The sequence below is a fragment of the Gleimia hominis genome (genome assembly GCF_032085515.1).
GTDB lineage: Bacteria > Actinomycetota > Actinomycetes > Actinomycetales > Actinomycetaceae > Gleimia > Gleimia hominis.
The window spans coordinates 265,263-283,386 of record NZ_JASXSX010000001.1 but is presented as its reverse complement, the minus strand read 5'-3'; the positions used below and the strand labels follow the sequence as shown (position 1 = coordinate 283,386).

Sequence of the window (18,124 nt, the reverse complement as noted above, 5' to 3'; positions counted from 1 at the left end):
ATATCAATCCTAAATCAGCATAAATCTAAACCCGCATTCGCGTGGTCTTATGGCCCCCGGGTAGTGCTTATAGTGCTTGCGCGGCGGCGCGAGCTGCCGGGCCGAACGCGTCTAGGATCGCCCCCACGTTCTCGTCCGTGTGCGCACTGGACACGAACCAGGCTTCGAACGGAGAGGGTGGGAGGTAGATGCCCTCGTCGAGCATGGCGTGGAAGAACGCGCGATACGCGTCCGTGTTCTGCGCTTTGGCTTGCTCGTAGTTATGCACGCCGTGCTCTGCGGGGGCTTCCCCTAAGAACAGGGAGAATAGGTTCCCTGCGTTATTGATTGCGAATGGGACCCCTTCGGCTTGCAGTGTTTGCGCGAGGTTCGAACGCAGCACGGAAGAGACGGAGTTTATCCGTTCGTACATGAGGGGGGTGGCTAGCTCTAACGTGGCGAGCCCCGCCGCGGTCGCCAGGGGGTTGCCCGACAGGGTACCGGCCTGGTATACGGGTCCGAGGGGAGCGAGTAAATCCATGTATTCTGCGCGCCCACCCACGGCGGCCAGGGGCATTCCGCCGCCAATCACTTTGCCGAACGTGAAGATGTCCGGCGTGTACGCCGCGATTGAGCAGGAGGGGTTTGTCGCCGCTTTCTCACCCAGCGCTTCGTACCCCCAGTATCCGGAGGGGGAGACGCGGAAGCCAGTTAGGACCTCGTCAAAAATCATGAGGGCCCCGTGCTCGGAGGTGATTTCGCGGATCGCCTGGTTGAAACCCTCAGGTGGGGTAATGACCCCCATGTTCGCGGGCGCGGCTTCGGTAATAACCGCGGCTATTTCGTTGCCGCGCTGTTCAAAGACCGCGCGCAGGGCCTCCGTGTCACCGTAGGGGATTACGATTGTATCTTTACTAGTGCCTTCGGTGACGCCAGCTGAACCAGGCAGCCCTGCGGTGGCCACTCCGGACCCCGCTTCGGCAAGTAGTGAATCTGAATGACCGTGGTAGCAGCCAGCGAATTTTACGAGTAGGTCGCGGTTCGTGGCGCCGCGCGCCAAGCGGATAGCCGTCATCGTCGCTTCCGTACCGGTGGAAACAAACCGGAGTTTTTCTGCGCACGGAACGCGCTCTTGCACAGCCTGCGCCAAACGGGTTTCAGAGGCGGTGGGCGCCCCAAAACTCAACCCTGCCTCGGCGGCTTTTTTCACGGCCTCCACTACTTCTGGGTGGCAGTGTCCCAGCAGAGCCGGCCCCCACGACCCAACTAGGTCTACGTAAATTTGCCCTTCCACATCGCGGACCAGGGCTTGCCCCGCGGACTCAATGAAACGCGGCACACCGCCCACGTTGCCGTAGGCACGAACCGGGGAGTCCACACCCCCGGGAATCACAGTTTTAGCGGCGTCGAACAGTTCTTTGTTCGACAGCTGCGGCGACGCAGTGGGGGTTTCGTCCGAATCAAAATGTGTTTCAACCATGGGATCAGTCTAATGTAGGTGCCGCACCTGCCGCAGAAACACCCAAAAAAGCTACCGCAAACGCGCCGCTCACAGACGCAAACGCGCCGCTGCCCACAAGTAAACGCGTGGGTGCCAGAAGCTGGCGTTTAGAGCAAACCCGCCGTCCACGTGAGTGCGTAGTACGGCAGGGTCACGGTTTGTTCGGCGGCATACCCCAGGTGGTCAAACAAGTACCAGCGCAGGTTGTCTTGCATCCGCCCTCGGTTGCGTGGCGTTGACCGCAGGTAGCTGGAGCGGGTTCTGGCTAGCGCCATTATTTGTTCTGGCAGCATCCGCACAGTGAACGTGTCCACCGTCAGTTCGGGGCGGGTAAACTGCGGGCCCAGTTTCGGGGGCGTGTCTGGCCTGTGCACATCCCCCGACCGCATAATCCGCGTGAGGCGGTGCACCCACTCGACGCGCACATCCAACTGGTTAAAAAGTATCGCCACGGCCCCGTCTGGTTTGAGGATCCGAGCCAGTTCCGCGCTCGCGGTCTGGGCGTCGACCCAGTGCCAAGACTGAGCGAACGTAACCAGGTCTATGCTTGCCGCAGGCTGGTGGGTGTCTTCCGCGGTCGCGTCAATGCAGTTCACCCCCCGTTCCAATGCTTGCTGTCGCATCGCGCGAGCGGGTTCCACGCCTATTACATGCGCGTTTGGGGCTGCGTCCATTAACTGCCGCGTGAGGATCCCCGTGCCACACCCCACGTCCAACACCTCACCGTCGCCCGCGAGATTAGCGAGAGCAGTGATAGTGGACTGCGGGTAGCGGGGCCGGTACTGGTCGTACTCACCGGTTGCGCGTTCAAATGCGTTTTGAGGTGCGTGTCGGTCCCAAGGTTGCTTATCGCCCACCGGGTGCGGCCGGCCTGGTTCGGTGGGTGGCAAAGCTGGGGGAATGCGCATGCCCATCAGCATAGCGCGGTGCCTCAAAAAGCATAAAAAAGAAGGTAATCCAACAGAATACCAGTATTAGAGACGCTTTGCGGGGCAAATCAGGGAAGTTGGTACGATGCATGGAACCATCAACGGGTTGGAAGAAGAGAGTACCCAAATGAAGTTTCGTGATAGTAAAACCTATACGTTAGTCATCACGGGCCTGGCGCTGTTCGCCATGTTCTTTGGTGCTGGTAACTTGATTTTCCCCATTATGATCGGGGTGGACGCCGGGACAAACGTGTCGTGGGCACTGATTGGGTTCCTGTGCACGGGCGTGCTGCTGCCGGTGCTGGGCATGATTGCGGTGGCAACGTCACAAGATGGGATTACGGGGATTGCGAATCGGATTGGGCGAGTGCCCGGGCTAGTTTTTACCGTCACGGTTTTCTTGTCGACCGGCATGCTCTACGCGATTCCGCGGGTGGCAACCGTCAGTTACGAAATGTCGGTTAAACCCCTGCTCACTTCTGGTGGGCAGCCGTCGGACATAACTTCCGAGGATGCCGTTGGCCTGGCGGTGTACACGCTCGTGTTTTTCGCGGTGGTGACCCTCATGGTGCTTAACCCCACGGAATTGTTGGAACGCATTGGAGCGTGGCTGACGCCTGCGCTGGTGATTTTGCTGGTCGTACTTATTTCGGCGGCGTTCTTTAAGCTCCCGTCCACGGCGGTGGCGCCGGCAGCTAAGTTTGCGGACAATCCGATGCCCACCGGCATAATCGAAGGCTACTTCACGATGGATGCGCTCGCCTCGTTCGTGTTCGGCATCGTAATTATCGTTTCGCTGCGCAACCGTGGTTTCAACACGAAGCAGCAGGTGTTTGCGGGAACTGCGAAAGCCGGAGTGATCGCGGGTACCTTGCTGGCACTCGTTTACATTGGGCTCACCCTGTTGGGTAACCGCGTGGCCGGGCAGGGGCTGACGAATGGGGCGCAAGCACTCGCGACCGCCGCGTCTTCTTTATTCGGCCGCGGTGGACAAGTGATTTTTGGGCTCATCGCCTTGCTCGCGTGCCTTACCACCGCAGTCGGTTTGGTGGGGGCTTCCGTTCAGTATTTCCGCACTCTGTTCCCCCGCGTTGGGTACAAGCAGATGGTTGCCGTGCACATTGCGGTTTCCCTCTTGTTGGCAAATATGGGTCTGGAGGCAATCCTCAAGGTTGTTGCGCCCCTCAACCAGTTCATTTACCCAGCTGCGATCTGCGTGATTGTGGTGTGCTTGGTGGACATTCCGGTGCCGGGCAAGTTGAAGTGGGCGTATCGCCTTCCCGCTTGGGTAGCGTTTTTCATTTCTGCGTTTGAGGCCCTGTACTCAACGGAGCTTCCAGCTTTCGAAGGCTTGCGCTACTACCTGGACATGCTTCCGCTGGGGCAGGTGCAGATGGCTTGGGTTATGCCCGCGCTGGTGGCGCTCATTGCCGGCATGGTGTTAGATGCGTACCAGGGGCGCATTAAGCACGAGTTTGAGGACGTGGCTGAATCTGACGGTGCGATCCTGGAAGGCGCGCGAGGACTGTAAGAGCGGTTCCTAGAGGGAACGCGGGGCCTATAGAGCAGTCTCTTGAGGCACGGGGCTAGTCAATGCTCGGTGCGCAAGGTACCTAAGGGTCGGGGCGGCAAGCGAGCGAGCCCCGGCCTTTAGGGTATGTCCAGGGCGTGCGCCACCTCGTCCACTATTTGCCGCATTGCGATCCGCGCCTGCTCGGGTTTACCTTCCCACACGGCTGCGACCACGGCCTCATGCGCATCTAGAGCTTCCGGTTTTGGACGCTGCGGGTACATGTGTAGTTCCACCCGGCCGCGCAAAACGGTGGCCACGACGTCGGCGAAAGCAGAGAACAGTTCGTTCCCAGAGTGGCGCAGCAAGGTGGTGTGGAACTGGATGTCGAGCACGTGGAACTCGTCGAGCTCGCCGGCTTCCCCGGTGCGGCGCAGCTGCGCCGCCAGCACGGGCATCAGCGCGCGCACTTGCGCAGGCGCCACTTGCGCAGCCGATGCGGCGGCAGCCGGTTCGATCGCTAAACGCAGCTCGGTGAGGTCTAACAGTTGTTCTTGGCGGTGGGTGGAGGCCAGCTTCCACTGAATCACCTGCGTGTTCAACGCGTCCCACTGCTGCACCGGGTTGGGCACCAGCCCGACTCGACGCCGAACAGTCACGGCGTTCACCGCTTCGAGTAGTTTCGCAACCTCGCGCGCCACAGTGCGGGAGATCCCAAACCGGTGCTGGATCTCTTCTAGCGTGAACGCGGTTTTCTCGGGCCAGTCGCCATCGAGGATTTCCACAGCCAGGGTGGTGCAGATGCGTTCGTACAGTAATGCCTCTCTTTGCTGCTGATTGTCCAACATAGCTCCCCGCTCTCCCGCGCACTAATTCTTACATATTTCTATATGCGGGTGGTATTTTGTCCCCTCATGCTTATAATAAGTACTACGATTTGATCGATAGGTGCTACCTAACGGGTGTGGCGGCCTACGTGTGGCTACCGGACCGACGACGAAGTTGAAGGAGAACGCATGAGCATTCACGTAGTTGTGATGGGCGTTGCTGGCAGTGGCAAATCCACTGTTGCAGAGGCGATACACGATCAACTGGGATACACGCTCGCAGAGGGAGACGAGTTCCACCCTCAGGCAAATATTGACAAAATGTCCGCTGGCGTACCTTTAAATGACGAGGACCGCTGGCCGTGGTTACGTTCCATAAACACGTGGATGAAAGACAAGGCGGAGGCAGGCGAATCCACCGTCGTGTCTTCGTCAGCGCTCAAACGTGCGTATCGGGACGTGTTGCGCGACGACGTGCCCGTATTCTTTATTCACCTTGAGGGAACCGAGGAGGTTCTGGCGCAACGGATGAAAGAGCGGCCGCACCACTTTATGCCCGCCTCACTGCTGCGCAGCCAGTTCGAAACCCTTCAGCCCCTGGAGGCTGATGAGGGAGGCGTAGTGGTGAACGTCGACGGCAGTAAAGAATCGGAAATCCAGCAGGCAATCGCCGCAATCGAAAAGTTCCAGGCTGCGCACTAGTTAAAGGATGCGAACTAGGCGAAGGCTGCGCACTAAGTAAAAGGCTGCGAGCTAGGTAAATGCGGGGCAGTAGGCAACTAGTGCCGCACCACGTAATCGCGGCAAATTAATTAAACAGGGTTAAACAAACAGGGTTAAGTAGAGCAAAGAAGCTAAAAATATGAGTTTGATACTTGCTGCTTTGGCGGGCATTATCGTCATTGTTTTGTTGATATCGCTGGGGAAGGTCCACCCGTTTATCGCACTCATGGTGGGGTCGTTCACCATGGCGGTGTGCGCGGGCGTGCCGTTCGATAAGTCGTGGGATTCGTTCACCGCAGGTGTGGGATCCACTGTAGCTGGCGTTGGGTTACTGATCGCGTTCGGGGCGATTATTGGCACCCTCTTGTTCGCCTCCGGTGGGGCGGACGTTATCGTAGACACGATCATGGGGAAAACCCCGATGCAGCTACTGCCGTGGGCCCTCACACTGATTGCGTTCGTAGTGGGGATCCCCATGTTCTTCGAAGTCGGTGTCGTGATCTTGATTCCAGTGGTCTTGTTCGCGGCAAAACGGTCTAAACTACCCGTAATTTTATTGGGCATTCCTGCGCTCGCGGGCCTATCTACCCTGCATGCGTTCGTCCCCCCGCACCCGGGGCCCCTGGTAGCGATCTCAGCTCTTAACGCGAACCTGGGGTTAACCCTTGGGCTCGGTTTGCTGGTTGCGGTTCCTACCGTGGTGGTGTCGGGCCCGCTGCTGGGCAAAGTACTGGCTCGGATGCCGCTGGACACTCCGGTTATTGGTGAGGAAGCACGCGGCGCCGAGCAAGAGCTGAAACGCAAACCCTCGTTCGGGCAGGCGATGAGCGTGATCTTGCTCCCGGTCGTGCTGATGCTAGCCGGCTCCGTAGTGGACTTACTCGGCATGCAAGAGCAGGCGTGGGGCCGGGCGGTTGCGTTCATTGGGCACCCCCTCAGCGCCCTGTTTATCACCACGATCGTTGCCATGTTCGTACTTGGATTCATGCAGGGGGGAACGCGCGACTTCATTAACGGCCAGGTGGGTAAATCGCTCGCTTCCGTTGCGTCGATCCTCCTGATCGTTGCTGCCGGCGGTGGTTTCAAACAGACCCTGGTGGACTCCGGAATTGGCGATGTGATTGCCCACGGGCTCACCGGCGCGGCGTTGAACCCGCTGCTCGCCGGCTGGTTAGTGGCCGTACTGATCCGTTTGGCAACCGGTTCGGCAACCGTGGCAACAGTGACAGCATCCGGCATCATGGTGCCCCTCACCGCCGGCATGTCACCCACGCACTGCGCCCTCATGGTGCTTGCCATCGGAGCTGGGTCCGTGTTCTTCTCCCACTTGAACGACGCCGGATTCTGGCTGGTTAAAGAGTACTTCGGGATGACCATCATGCAGACCATCAAAACCTGGTCGCTCATGGAAACCGTGCTCTCCGTAGTTGGGCTCGTGTGCGTGCTCGGCCTGTCCGTGGTGATATAGCCACCACCTCAAGCCGCAAAAACTTATTTGCGAACAGGCCCCTTAGGTGAAAATACCGCTACACCTAAGGGGCCTACATTTATCACGTATTCGTGGCGCGTTAGTGGGGGTGAACTACCCGGGTGAGGTTAGTTCTGCATGAACGCGTGCAGCGCGGGGTCTAACGCCCAGTAAGTCAACACGATGTCCGCGCCGGCCCTAACGATCCCAGTGATCGATTCTGCAATCACCCGGTCGCGATCCAACCACCCGTTACTGGCAGCGGCCTCCACCATCGCGTACTCACCGGAGACCTGGTAAGCCGCGACAGGCACCTGCGACTTCGCAGCCACGTCAGCAACCACATCCAGGTACGATGCCGCCGGCTTCACCATCACCATGTCTGCGCCTTCAGCCAGATCCAGCAAGGTTTCGCGCATTCCCTCACGCCTATTCGCAGGATCCTGCTGGTATGTCTTGCGGTCACCTTGCAAACCCGACCCCACGGCGTCGCGGAACGGACCAAAATACGCGGACGCATACTTCGCGGAATAAGCCAAGATCGCAACCTCTTCAAAACCCGCGTCATCAAGCGCGTGGCGGATAACCCGGATTTGCCCATCCATCATGCCCGAAGGGGACACTACGTGCGCACCCGCACGCGCCTGCGCCACCGCCATCTGAGCATACAGTTCTAAGGTTGCGTCGTTATCCACCCGACCATCATCAGTGAGCACCCCACAGTGGCCGTGGGACGTGAACTCATCTAAACACGTGTCCGCAACCACCACGAGGTCATCGCCCACCTCGTCCCGCACCGCCGCTAACCCGCGGTTCAACACGCCATCATCGGCCCACGCCACGGACCCACGCGCATCCTTATCCGCATCCAGTGGCACGCCAAACAGGTCAATCCCACCGATACCCGCGTCAACGCAGCGGCGCGCCAACTTCCTCAGGGAAGCTTCCGTGTGCTGAAACTGCCCGGGCATGGACGCAATCGGATTCGCCTCTTTGATCCCATCGCGAATAAAAGCGGGTAAAATCAGCTGCCGCGGATGCACCCGGGTTTCTCGCACCAGCGCGCGCATCGCCGCAGTCGTCCGCAGGCGACGAGGCCTAAAAAACGGTTTCTCAATCATAATGTTCCTTCCCAACTACCAATCTGCAGCCACCTTCCGAACCGGTGGTGGGCTCGTGAACGTCCATGCACCTCTAGTGTTTGTGAAAAGCTTGCTCGACTGCAGCGACTAAACCAGCTGCTGTTTGTGTCTGTGCAACCGCATCCACCCTGAACCCAGCGGACTGCGCGGCGCGGGCACTAGGCGGGCCAAACGTGACCACCCGGGAAGAGTCAGGCAGTGGGCCTAACAAGTTCGCAGCCGCCTGCGCATTCGACGCGGCGGTGAACGCGACCGCATCGAACATGCCCATGGTCCACCCCGTGCTTACCTCCGTGGGTACGGAAGTAACCGCAACCGTGTCGTACACCGGGGTCTGATCCACCACCCACCCCTTGCGGGTGAGCTCGTCTTTAATTACGTGCCGGGCCTTAGCGGACGCGGGAACCCACACGTGCGGATGCCGCGTGAAATCAGGGGGTGCGGACGTGAACTGGTGGCAGAACTCCTCGGCAGTGACCTTTTCTACGACCTCAAAATCTATTTCAATCCCCACTTTCCGCAGCTCGTTTGCGGTACTTTGCCCAAGTGCAGCCACGCGGAACCCGTGCAGCGAAGACGCGCGCGCCTGCCGCCACACCTCCCGTAGCGGCGCATAATCCGGCTGGTCTGCATACTGCACGGTAGTGGGCGAATCTGCGGACGCGAAAGCAGCGAATGCCTTAACTGTCCGTTTAGAAGTGAACACCACCCAGTCAAAAGCTCCCGTTATTAAATAGGGGAGGGGATTAGTGTCTAGTTCGGTGCGGGTGAGCGCGTGGGCGTGCACGTGCGCACCCGCTGCGCGCAAGGCCGCACTGAGGTTATCTGCGCCCGAACGGGGAATAAACACGCTCCTGCCCGTAAGAGGAGCGTCCGAACGATCCACATCCGGAGCCGTCCGTCCACCCCAACGCTGTTGCTCGGGTTCGTCAAAGTCCGACGGTCCCGCGGAATGGACGGTCGGAGGTTCATAAACGCTAGCGGTTGGTGCCACAGTAGCGGCACAATCAGGTGTCGTGTCGGTTCGAGCGGGGGCGTTCTTAGTGTTTTGGGTGGAGGCGCTCTTAATATTTTGGGCGGGGGCGCTGTGACTGGCGTGGGTGGGGGCACTGTGACTGGCGCGGGTTTTGGTGGCAGACAGGTCAGTTATTTCCCCTGCCCCTGCAGCTAACAACTGCGAGGCCATGTCTAACCCCAGTTGGTGGGCCGGCTCATCATTAACTGGCTCACCATTACCCAGCTCACCAGTATGCGGTAAATCAGCATCGGACAAATCAGTATCGGGCAAATCCGCATCCGGCAAAGACGTGGAAAGCACGCGGGATACCCGTTGCGAACCATCGGTGGAAAGCACTTGGGCCTCCAACGTCAAGGTGGTCGAAGAAGCGTGTGCGCGCGCACCAACCGGCGCCGCACAACCCGCCTGCAGTCCCTCCAACACAGCGCGTTCCGCCACGGCCTCCATTCTGGCACGGGGATCATCCAGTTTTCCGAGCAGGTCCAGAAGCGGCGAGTCCGCTCGTGCCTCAACCGCTAACGCCCCCTGCGCTGGGGCGGGGATGGATTCCAAAACCGGGCTGGACGCCCACTTCGAATCCAACCGCACCAAACCAGCGCGGGCAAGCACCACCGCATCTAAATCACCGGGCTGCCCCACCCCGCGAACCCGCGACAACCGCGTGCCCACATTGCCCCGAATATCCACAATCTGCAGGTCGGGGCGGGCCGCTAACAATGCCGCTGCACGGCGCGGACTCCCCGTCCCCACGCGCGCCCCCGCCGGCAAATCCGCTAGCGCTAAACCAGTGGCAGTTACCAGCACGTCGGCGCGGTCCGCTCGCGGTGGCACGGCTGCAATCACCAATCCGGGCACGGGTGCGGTCGGCAAATCTTTGAACGAATGCACCGCAATGTCGCACTCACCAGACAGCAGCGCCAAGCGCAACGCCGCCGCGAAAACCCCCACGCCACCGAGTTTCGACAGCGACTGCGCCGTCACATCCCCCTGGGTATGAATAGGAGTGAGGGTGACGCGCGCCCCCAACTGCTCAAGTGCGGCTGCGATCAAACCACTTTGCGTGCGGGCAAGCTCAGACTTGCGGGTGCCCAACCGGATCTCAACCACGCGGATTCACCAGCCCCTGCACTGCTGCGCACGAAGCCGGGACCACGGCCGCGAACCCAGATCCAGCCACCCACGCGCCGCACACAGCCAGCCCCTGGTAGTCCTCCAACTCCTGCTGCAATCGCGCCACGTACGCGCGGTGCGTCGGGGTTTGTGGCGCCAACTGCCCATCCCACCGCACCAGCATCGACCCCACCACTGCGTCGGGCGAAATGTTCACGCCCATCGCTTGGTTCACATCCGCGAGCGCGCCCTCCACCGTCGGCTGCGGGTACGGCTCATCCGCCCGCCCGTACGAAACCCGCAGCAGGTGTCGGCCAGCGGGGAGCACTTCGCGCATCCATCCCCACTTGTACGACAGGTGCGAAACCGCTTTCGCCCCAATAATGCGGCTTGTTTTAGCGCCCGTTACCGGCGGCTCCGTCGGATCCTTGGTTTGCTGCGACCCTTCCACCGGGGTGATTAGCAGGCCTGAGCCGCGTGGGCCGGCGTCTAGTTCCGGGGCTTGTAGCATGAGGACCTGGTGGGCAATCGGTGCGCCCAACGGCAGCTCCCACGCAGTGATCTTAAGTGCTTGCGACAGAAGCTGCATGGCGTGCGGACCGGGCAGGGCCACGACCAACCGGTCCGTGTGGATCTGCTGCACTTCACCAGTGGGCACCGGGTCCGCCGCCGGATCTGCCCCACGTTCAGTGGCCTGCACATCAACGGTCCAAAGCGCATCTTCTGCGACGTCCGCCTGGTCTTCGCTTGCGCTCGAACGGTCTTGGCCTGCGCTAGCCGAGGTTTGCCCCGTGCCTGCGGAACCTTGGGCGGCATTCGCATGCAGCGCGGGTACCGCGTGTCGGGTGAGCACGTTGCCGCCGCGGGCCACCACTTCCGCCTGGAGGGCTTCAATCAGCCGGAACATCCCCCCGTAGGTTTGCGCCACCTTCGGCCCCGGGTTCGCCTGGGCAATCCGCGCGGTTGCGGCCAGTAGCGACCCGGTTTCCTTAAGTCCGATCCGCAGGCCCGGCACCGTGGTGTCTACCGCCAGGCGGTCTAGAGTGTTCGTGTGGATCCCACCCGCAACCGGTTCCACCAGGTGACGTGCCACCGCTTCGCCAAGCCGCGTGGTCACGAGCGATTCCATATCCTCACAGTCCGCTCCCACCTTTGGGTCCATCGTGAGGTCCTGTTTCGCCCGTGCCACCCCGCTTTCCCCAATCGCGGTGAGCACTTCTGGCGCATCAATATCAGCCGGTAAACCCAAGGACCCCTCAGGAATAGGATAGGTCTTGCCTAAAGCCTGGTTGTAAATCCAAGACCGCCCCGTGGGAGCGCACGTTTCTAAGCCGAGCTCATCCACCAGCTCGCCCACAGCGGGGGAACGCGTCGCCCACGATTCCGCCCCAATATCGAACGGCACGCCCGCTAGTTTTGCAGACGCAATCAACCCTCCGGGCCGGCCGCGCGTCTCAACCACCACCGGGCGCAGTCCCTGCTTGGTGGCTTCATACGCGGCCGTCATGCCCGCCAGACCACCACCGACGATTACGATATCTGCTTGCATGCTCATTCTTCCTCCTCGAAGTGTGATCCGTGGATCCGATTCGCAGCCCGCTGTGGCGCTGAAGCGGGGTCCAGTTCTTTTGCGGTTGAGGCGATCTTGGGTTCCGCTGCTGCGGTCCGTTCCGGTTCCATTTCCGCCAAGGCCAGTTCCAGTTCCGCTGCCGCCTGTTCAATTTCTTGCGGGTTTAAACTGTGCGCGTACGCCACCAGTTGCGTCAGTACCCCCGGATCAGCATTGGGGGGGACGCCGTGCCCCAGGTTAAAAATGTGCGCCGGAGCCGCCAACCCGCGCGCCAGTACGTCTAGTGCATGCGCATTCAAGTTCTGCGTGCCAGCAAACAGCATTGCCGGATCCACGTTTCCCTGCAACACCATCCCAGGGACTTTCTTCGCCGCCTCGTCAAGAGGAACACGGTGATCCACCCCCACTGCCTGAACACCGCGGCCCATCAGGTCCAACACCCGGTCCGTATTCGTTCCAAAGTGGATTTTTGGGACCTCAATATTTTCTAGCGTGAGGCGCGAATACGGCCACACGTATTTTTCATACGTGGCGCGTGATAAAGACCCGGCCCACGAGTCAAAAAGCTGCACCGCGTTCACACCCGCCTCAATCTGCACGTTCAAAAACGCGTTCGAAACCCGCGCGCACCAGCGCATCAACCGATCCCACAAATGCGGCGCTTGGACCATCAGGGCGCGGGCCGCTAAATGATCTTTCGAAGGCCTGCCTTCCACCATGTAGGCCGCGAGCGTAAACGGTGCTCCCGCGAACCCCAGGAACGCTTTATCATCAGCCAGTTCGCCGCGCACAATCTGCACGGCCTGCGCAATCGCTTGCGGATCCTCTAACTGCGGGGCAGGCAGATTGTCCACATCCGCTTCCGTGCGCACCGGATGGTCCAGTACCGGGCCAACCCCAGGTTGGATCTCTACCCCCACCCCCGCGAGCCGTAGCGGCACCATAATGTCAGAAAAGAAAATCGCGGCATCCACGTCATGACGCCGCACGGGTTGCAGGGTGATCTGCGCCGCGACCTCCGGAATTAGGCAAGACTCGAGCATACTAATTCCTTCTCGCAACGCTCGGTACTCCGGTAAAGATCGACCCGCTTGACGCATGAACCAAACGGGAACGCGGCTGGGGCGCCGGCCCGACAGAGCGGTGAGAATATTCGATGCCACGAAACGCCTTTCTGAAGACAAAACTCCTATCTCCTACGGATTATGCATCAAAACAAAGGTCTTTGCGCAACCTTGCGCGAGCCTCAAAACCCCGCATCCGCAATGACACTCTGTCATATAAACATGAGGTGACGGCATGTCACATAAAACGGGTTTGAGTGTTGAGAAAAATGCGTTAAATCGTGGTTTGATGAAGGCATTGTGACTATGAAAGTTTTCAGTTTCAACCACCGCGACCACGCCCTGGACGTGATCGAAAGACTCAGCCCCCTGGCTCAGGATGATCTGGAAGTAACCCTGCGGCAGATCCCGGGGGTGCGGGGCGCCGTTGTGCTCGCCACCTGTAACCGCATTGAAATCCTCGTTGACTGCGACGCCGACGCGGCCCCAGAAAGTGGTGCTGAGGCCGGGATTGCGGAACTGCTGGCCGACCCGCTGGTGGGGACTCCGTTTGCGGGCGAACGCGCCCGCACCTTTGAGGGGGACGCAGTTATCGAGCACCTGTGCACCCTGGCGTGCGGATTGGAATCCATGGTGGTGGGAGAGCGGGAGATCACCGGTCAGCTGCGTCACGCCCTGCGGCGGGCAGAACGAAACCACACCACATCTGGTGCCACCACATCCGCGATTAACTGGGCATTGCAGACCGCACGCATTGTGGAGCGAGAAACTGGGCTGTCAGGCATGGGCCGCTCGGTTGCGTCTGTGGCTTTAGACCACGCGGCGAGCCTCCTGCCCGCATGGTCGGACGTGACGGTAACCATGTTCGGCACCGGTTCGTACGCCGGCGCGACCGTAACGAACCTGATTGACCGCGGGTGCCGCAACATTTACGTGCATTCACGCACCGGCCGAGCTAAATCTTTCGCTCACGGCCGAGGCCTCACCGCCGTGACCAGTGACGAACAGCTGCAAGACGCCCTGGCGCACACCGACCTGATTGTTTCTTGCCGCGGCTTGGGCAGCCCCACCGTCACCACTGAGCACGTCGCCACCCACGTGCGCGATGGGCACCACCGATTCGTCGTCCTCGACCTCGCGGTTGTGCGGGATGTGGACCCGCAAGTAGCGCAGTTCGATGGCATCACGCTGATTGACTTAGAAACCGTGCGGAGCCTGGTGCCAGATTTAGCTCCAGAGCGCACCGAACGGGCCCGGCAAATTGTTTCTGAGGAGGTACGCGGGTACCTCAGGAAAGAAAATGCGCGCCAACTGGGGCCAACCATACACGCACTCGATAATTACATGCGCACCTTGGTGGATGAGCAGATGCGGCGCCTCCCGGAACGGCCACTGCGGCCCGACGACGTGGAGAAAGCGTTGAATCGGATGGCACGCAAAATTTTGCATCAGCACACCACCGCGGCGCACACCGCCAGTGCGCACGGGCAGGCGGGGCAGTTTATGCAGGCGGTGCGCATGCTCACGGGCGTGGGTTCCGAGACGCCAGAGGTTTCACGAGCGCAAGCGCGTAAACCAGTGGGCAGCACTGAAACACCAACCGAGACTGAATCCGCTTCGAAGCAGATTTTAGACGCCGTTAAGGAGAGCGCTTGACTAACACCGACCCCCTTTCGCCCTACGATGCGGTACTGCTGTGTTCCTACGGTGGGCCCGACGGGCCAGCGGCAGTGCTTCCGTTTATGCGCAACGCCACGAAAGGCCGTGGGGTACCTGATGAGCGGTTAGAAGAAGTTGCGGTTCACTACCGTTCTTACAACGGGGTTAGCCCCATTATTGCGCGGAATAACGAGCTTGTGGAAGCACTTCAGAATACGCTTTCTTCCCGAGGGTCCACCCGGCGTGTGTATTTAGCGAACCGTAACTGGCACCCATTTTTTAAAGACACGCTCCGGCGGATGATTCACGCGGGACACCGCCGCATCCTCATGCTGCCCACCGCCGCGTTCGCCAGTTATTCCGGGTGCCGGCAGTACCGTGAGGACGTGTGGCAGGCCCGCCAAGACCTCATTGAAGAAGGGGTGGTGGGGGCCAGGGACCTTCAGGTTGAACGCGCCCCGCTTTACTATGACCAGCCAGGATTGGTGGAGACGAACGCACAATCCGTATCTGCCGCCTGGAAGGAACTGCTCGACCAGGGGGTGCAGAACCCGCGGCTGCTGCTGGTAACCCATTCGATTCCAAACGGGATGAACGCGGCCTCGGGGCTACCTGGACACAACTATGTTGAACAGCACGTGGAGCACATTAACGCATTACTGCCGCACTTGGAGTTCGAACCGAAGTGGGAACTCGTGTACTGCTCCCGTTCCGGACCCGCGTTTGTGCCGTGGTTGGAACCGGATGTGAACGACGCAATCACCACGTGCGCCAACAGTGGTGTGGACGGGGTGTGTGTTGCCCCGATTGGGTTCGTGCAAGACCACATGGAGGTGGTTCACGACCTGGATACGGAAGCTGCGCAAACCGCGCGAGAACACGGGTTAGCGTTCACCCGCGCCGCTACCGCAGGTACCCACCCCCTGTTTGTTGAAACGTTAGCGCAAGTGCTGGAGGCCCGCGCCGCCCACGCCCGCTCCGGGATGGACCCGCGCCTCACTGGCCATTCGTGGCACGACGCAGATGTGGATGCATGCTGCGTGGAACGCCCGGGCGCTGCGATCCCTCATGCAATATCACAAGAAATAACGAAAGAGGAAACGATGACAACTGGACATCCACATGGACACGCTGGCTCCCATCCGGGTGGGCACCCGGGCGGGCATCCTCATGAAGCACATCCCACTGGGCACCAGGCGGGGCCGGCGGATCCGCGTGACCACAAGGTAAGTGCCGACGAGGTTAACGCTAAAGACCACTATTTCTTGTTCACCGCGTTCGCGGACATGCGTGAATACGACGCGGAAAACGCAACTGAACTGGCGAAAGAAGTAGAGGATGTGATCGCGGCACACGGTGTGACGGTGCGCGGGTTCTACAATGTGGAAGGTTTCCGTGCGGACGCGGACCTGATGGTTTGGTTCTACGCGGACGAGGCAAAGAAGATTCAAAAAGCGTACCGGGCGCTGCTGGATTCACAGTTGGGGCAGTCGCTGGAACCGGTGTGGAACAACTTCGCGGCCCACATTCCCGCTGAGTTCGATGCTGCGCACCTACCGGCTGCTATCGATGGTTCAGCCCCACGCGAGTGGTGTGCGGTGTACCCGTTTGTGCGGTCCCTGGACTGGTACTACCTGAACCCGAATAAGCGCCGCGCGATTTTGCGTGAACACGGCATGAACGGGCGTGACTTCTTGGACGTGAAGATCTCCACGCTCGCTAGTTTCGCGTTGGGTGACTACGAGTGGATGATCACCCTGGAAGCGGACTCACTAGATCGAGTTATGGGCGTGCTTCGTAAACAGCGTGAGGTTGAAGCCCGCTTGTACACGCGGATTGACACGCCGTTCTACACTGGGCGCCGCATGGAACTAAAAGACTGGATCGCACGCTAACCACCAGTTCGTTAAATCCAAAGGCGGTGGTGCTAGTATACGCTAGCGCCACCGCTTTCTAAATTGCAGGTCGAAGACACATGCTGGCAAAAATCACACCTAAACTACTGGGTTAGTTCTACTTCAGTGCTGTTGAATGAATGTGTGGCACACCCGGAAGTATGAGGTCCTTGGTGTCGCTAAGGAATGCTAGCCCACCAGGATCCAGACTCATTCTTAGTCACGTAGATGAATACTTCTTTGTGTGTGCTATCAGGCACAAGCACAGTAAAGAAACCAGAATGTGGATCTGTTTCTTCTACCTGCCCAAGATGAACGTGTTTGTTTTCGACTTCATTTCTAAGCGTCTGTGTCGCAACAGGATTATTGAGAATCCGTTCGAGTTGTTCGTAGTTCTTCTTATTAATAGTAGAAACTGTTTTGTTTGCCAGGTTCTGCACTTCTGCTTCAGAGCGGTTTGAGAACCTTACAAACCATGCCGTAGCTAGTAGAGTCAAAACTACTGTAGCTACCAGTATTAGCTTCCAGTAGATCGCACTTCGATTAGGTTCTGTATGCATAGAACACCCCTCCTTTCCAATCCAGAAGAACCTGGTTCAAGCTACGGCGGTAGCGATTAGCGCTGTGGTATGTGAAGTAAGGTACGCCGTTGCTGTAATACGAAACCATCATCGTGTGAATCTTTTGATTCGAATTTTTAGGCTTAACCTGGAGTACATCACCTTTTCGTAGTTGCCATACGTTTGACAGCATAGATGTACGTCCACTATTGCGCGCAAAAGTTGCCCAATATTCTACGCTGGTCCAAGACCTACTCTGATTAAAGCTTGAGTACCACCAGTAGTTGGCATTTCGAAACCAACCGGGTTTATCTTTCCAACCACCTGCTCTTAAAGCTTGACTGACAAAGTTTGTGCAGTCTCCGCCACTGCCCGTGAACGATCGATACGCAGGATTATATTTGTTCCAATATCTCTCAAGATAACTGGCCATGGCTGCATAGTTATATCCTTTCGCACGAAACGTCTCTTTCACCTGCTTGTTTGCCTCATCCAGACGGTTAGTAGATGCGGGAGTGGCACCTTCTAAGCTCATCCGCGTCCTTGCGTCATCGAAACTCTCTGCATTAGCATCAACTAGGGATTGAGCCTGCTCAAGTGGTAGCAATCCAGTTGGTTCCAAGTACTGATCCTTAACAATCTCCCATTTACCTCCCGGTAGAGGAGAGAAGGTGAGCGCATGATGGGTCTCATAACCCGTCTCGGTGCTACTAGAACAGATTGTCAGATACGTCGTTTCGGTTACAATAGCTTTAACAGATCCATTACGTTGTTGAGTGGTTGAATTAATAACAGTGTTAGTGCGCGAATCACAATAGGTTTCTCCCATGCCTGCAAGCTCTTTACGATACCGCTCAACTGCCTGTTCAAAGCGTTCATTCCCAACACTATTGCGCTCAGCGCTTCTTCTGTCAATCTTATGCGGGGAGTTGTCAAGCCCATATCCATGAACCAAGATTGAGGCATCCGCCTGAAATTCTTGTGTTGCGACTTGCGCTAGCACCTGGGGATTGAGCGGAGGTTTCTCACCCGAATCTGCGAATGCGGTTGGTAGTGAACTAGTCGCTAACATAGTAGTAAACACAAAAAACAATGACCCAAAATGCATATGTTTAGTGGTCCCCATATTGATACTCCTAACATGACTTCATTGTCGGATACTATAGAAG

The 18,124-nt window shown here is 58.8% G+C and carries 14 protein-coding genes; 5 read left to right on the top strand and 9 right to left on the bottom strand.

Going from position 1 to position 18,124, the window contains the following annotated elements; all coding sequences use genetic code 11:
- Positions 1-67: 67 nt before the first annotated feature.
- Entirely contained in the window at positions 68-1,459 is a 1,392-nt protein-coding gene (hemL, locus tag QS713_RS01265; protein ID WP_313271802.1) for a glutamate-1-semialdehyde 2,1-aminomutase, read from the bottom strand.
- 128 nt (positions 1,460-1,587) lie between these two features.
- Positions 1,588-2,400, bottom strand: a complete 813-nt coding sequence (locus QS713_RS01260) for a class I SAM-dependent methyltransferase (RefSeq protein WP_313271800.1) — start codon at positions 2,398-2,400, stop codon at positions 1,588-1,590.
- 136 nt (positions 2,401-2,536) lie between these two features.
- Here QS713_RS01260 and brnQ point away from each other — a divergent pair, with 136 nt between their 5' ends.
- A complete protein-coding gene (brnQ, locus tag QS713_RS01255) occupies positions 2,537-3,940 on the top strand; it encodes a branched-chain amino acid transport system II carrier protein (RefSeq protein ID WP_313271798.1) in 1,404 nt (467 codons plus the stop codon).
- Positions 3,941-4,059: 119 nt separating this feature from the next.
- On the opposite strand, the gene QS713_RS01250 is transcribed toward brnQ, so the two are convergent.
- A complete protein-coding gene (locus QS713_RS01250) occupies positions 4,060-4,767 on the bottom strand; it encodes a FadR/GntR family transcriptional regulator (protein ID WP_313271797.1) in 708 nt (235 codons plus the stop codon).
- 168 nt (positions 4,768-4,935) lie between these two features.
- Between QS713_RS01250 and QS713_RS01245 the strand changes: the two genes are divergently transcribed.
- The gene (locus QS713_RS01245) at positions 4,936-5,448 is read left to right on the top strand and encodes a gluconokinase (RefSeq protein WP_313271795.1); all 513 of its coding nucleotides are present in this window, start codon (positions 4,936-4,938) and stop codon (positions 5,446-5,448) included.
- A gap of 160 nt (positions 5,449-5,608) precedes the next feature.
- On the top strand, positions 5,609-6,937 hold the full coding sequence (locus tag QS713_RS01240; RefSeq protein WP_313271793.1) for a GntP family permease: 1,329 nt from the start codon (positions 5,609-5,611) through the stop codon (positions 6,935-6,937).
- A gap of 128 nt (positions 6,938-7,065) precedes the next feature.
- Here the strand turns inward: QS713_RS01240 and hemB are convergent, their stop codons facing one another.
- The 4 genes from hemB to hemE all read right to left on the bottom strand — a co-directional run bounded on the left by hemB (position 7,066) and on the right by hemE (position 12,940).
- Entirely contained in the window at positions 7,066-8,058 is a 993-nt protein-coding gene (hemB, locus tag QS713_RS01235; protein WP_313271791.1) for a porphobilinogen synthase, read from the bottom strand.
- Positions 8,059-8,131: 73 nt separating this feature from the next.
- On the bottom strand, positions 8,132-10,204 hold the full coding sequence (hemC, locus tag QS713_RS01230) for a hydroxymethylbilane synthase (RefSeq protein WP_313271790.1): 2,073 nt from the start codon (positions 10,202-10,204) through the stop codon (positions 8,132-8,134).
- Positions 10,197-11,762 (bottom strand): protoporphyrinogen/coproporphyrinogen oxidase, encoded by a 1,566-nt coding sequence (locus QS713_RS01225; protein ID WP_313271789.1) that lies wholly within the window; start codon positions 11,760-11,762, stop codon positions 10,197-10,199. The genes hemC and QS713_RS01225 overlap by 8 nt, the downstream gene beginning before the upstream one ends.
- Positions 11,759-12,940, bottom strand: coding sequence for a uroporphyrinogen decarboxylase (hemE, locus tag QS713_RS01220; protein WP_313271787.1), 1,182 nt, complete (start codon positions 12,938-12,940; stop codon positions 11,759-11,761). Before hemE ends, QS713_RS01225 begins: the two co-directional genes overlap by 4 nt.
- Before the next feature lie 207 nt (positions 12,941-13,147).
- Here hemE and QS713_RS01215 point away from each other — a divergent pair, with 207 nt between their 5' ends.
- A complete protein-coding gene (locus QS713_RS01215; protein ID WP_313273691.1) occupies positions 13,148-14,497 on the top strand; it encodes a glutamyl-tRNA reductase in 1,350 nt (449 codons plus the stop codon).
- A complete protein-coding gene (hemQ, locus tag QS713_RS01210; protein ID WP_313271785.1) occupies positions 14,494-16,395 on the top strand; it encodes a hydrogen peroxide-dependent heme synthase in 1,902 nt (633 codons plus the stop codon). The genes QS713_RS01215 and hemQ overlap by 4 nt, the downstream gene beginning before the upstream one ends.
- Before the next feature lie 179 nt (positions 16,396-16,574).
- Here the strand turns inward: hemQ and QS713_RS01205 are convergent, their stop codons facing one another.
- Both QS713_RS01205 and QS713_RS01200 read right to left on the bottom strand, forming a co-directional pair.
- Complete coding sequence (locus QS713_RS01205) at positions 16,575-16,955, bottom strand: hypothetical protein (protein WP_313271783.1); 381 nt, start codon at positions 16,953-16,955, stop codon at positions 16,575-16,577.
- Entirely contained in the window at positions 16,939-18,081 is a 1,143-nt protein-coding gene (locus tag QS713_RS01200) for an amidase domain-containing protein (RefSeq protein WP_313271781.1), read from the bottom strand. The genes QS713_RS01205 and QS713_RS01200 overlap by 17 nt, the downstream gene beginning before the upstream one ends.
- Between the last annotated feature and the right edge of the window lie 43 nt (positions 18,082-18,124).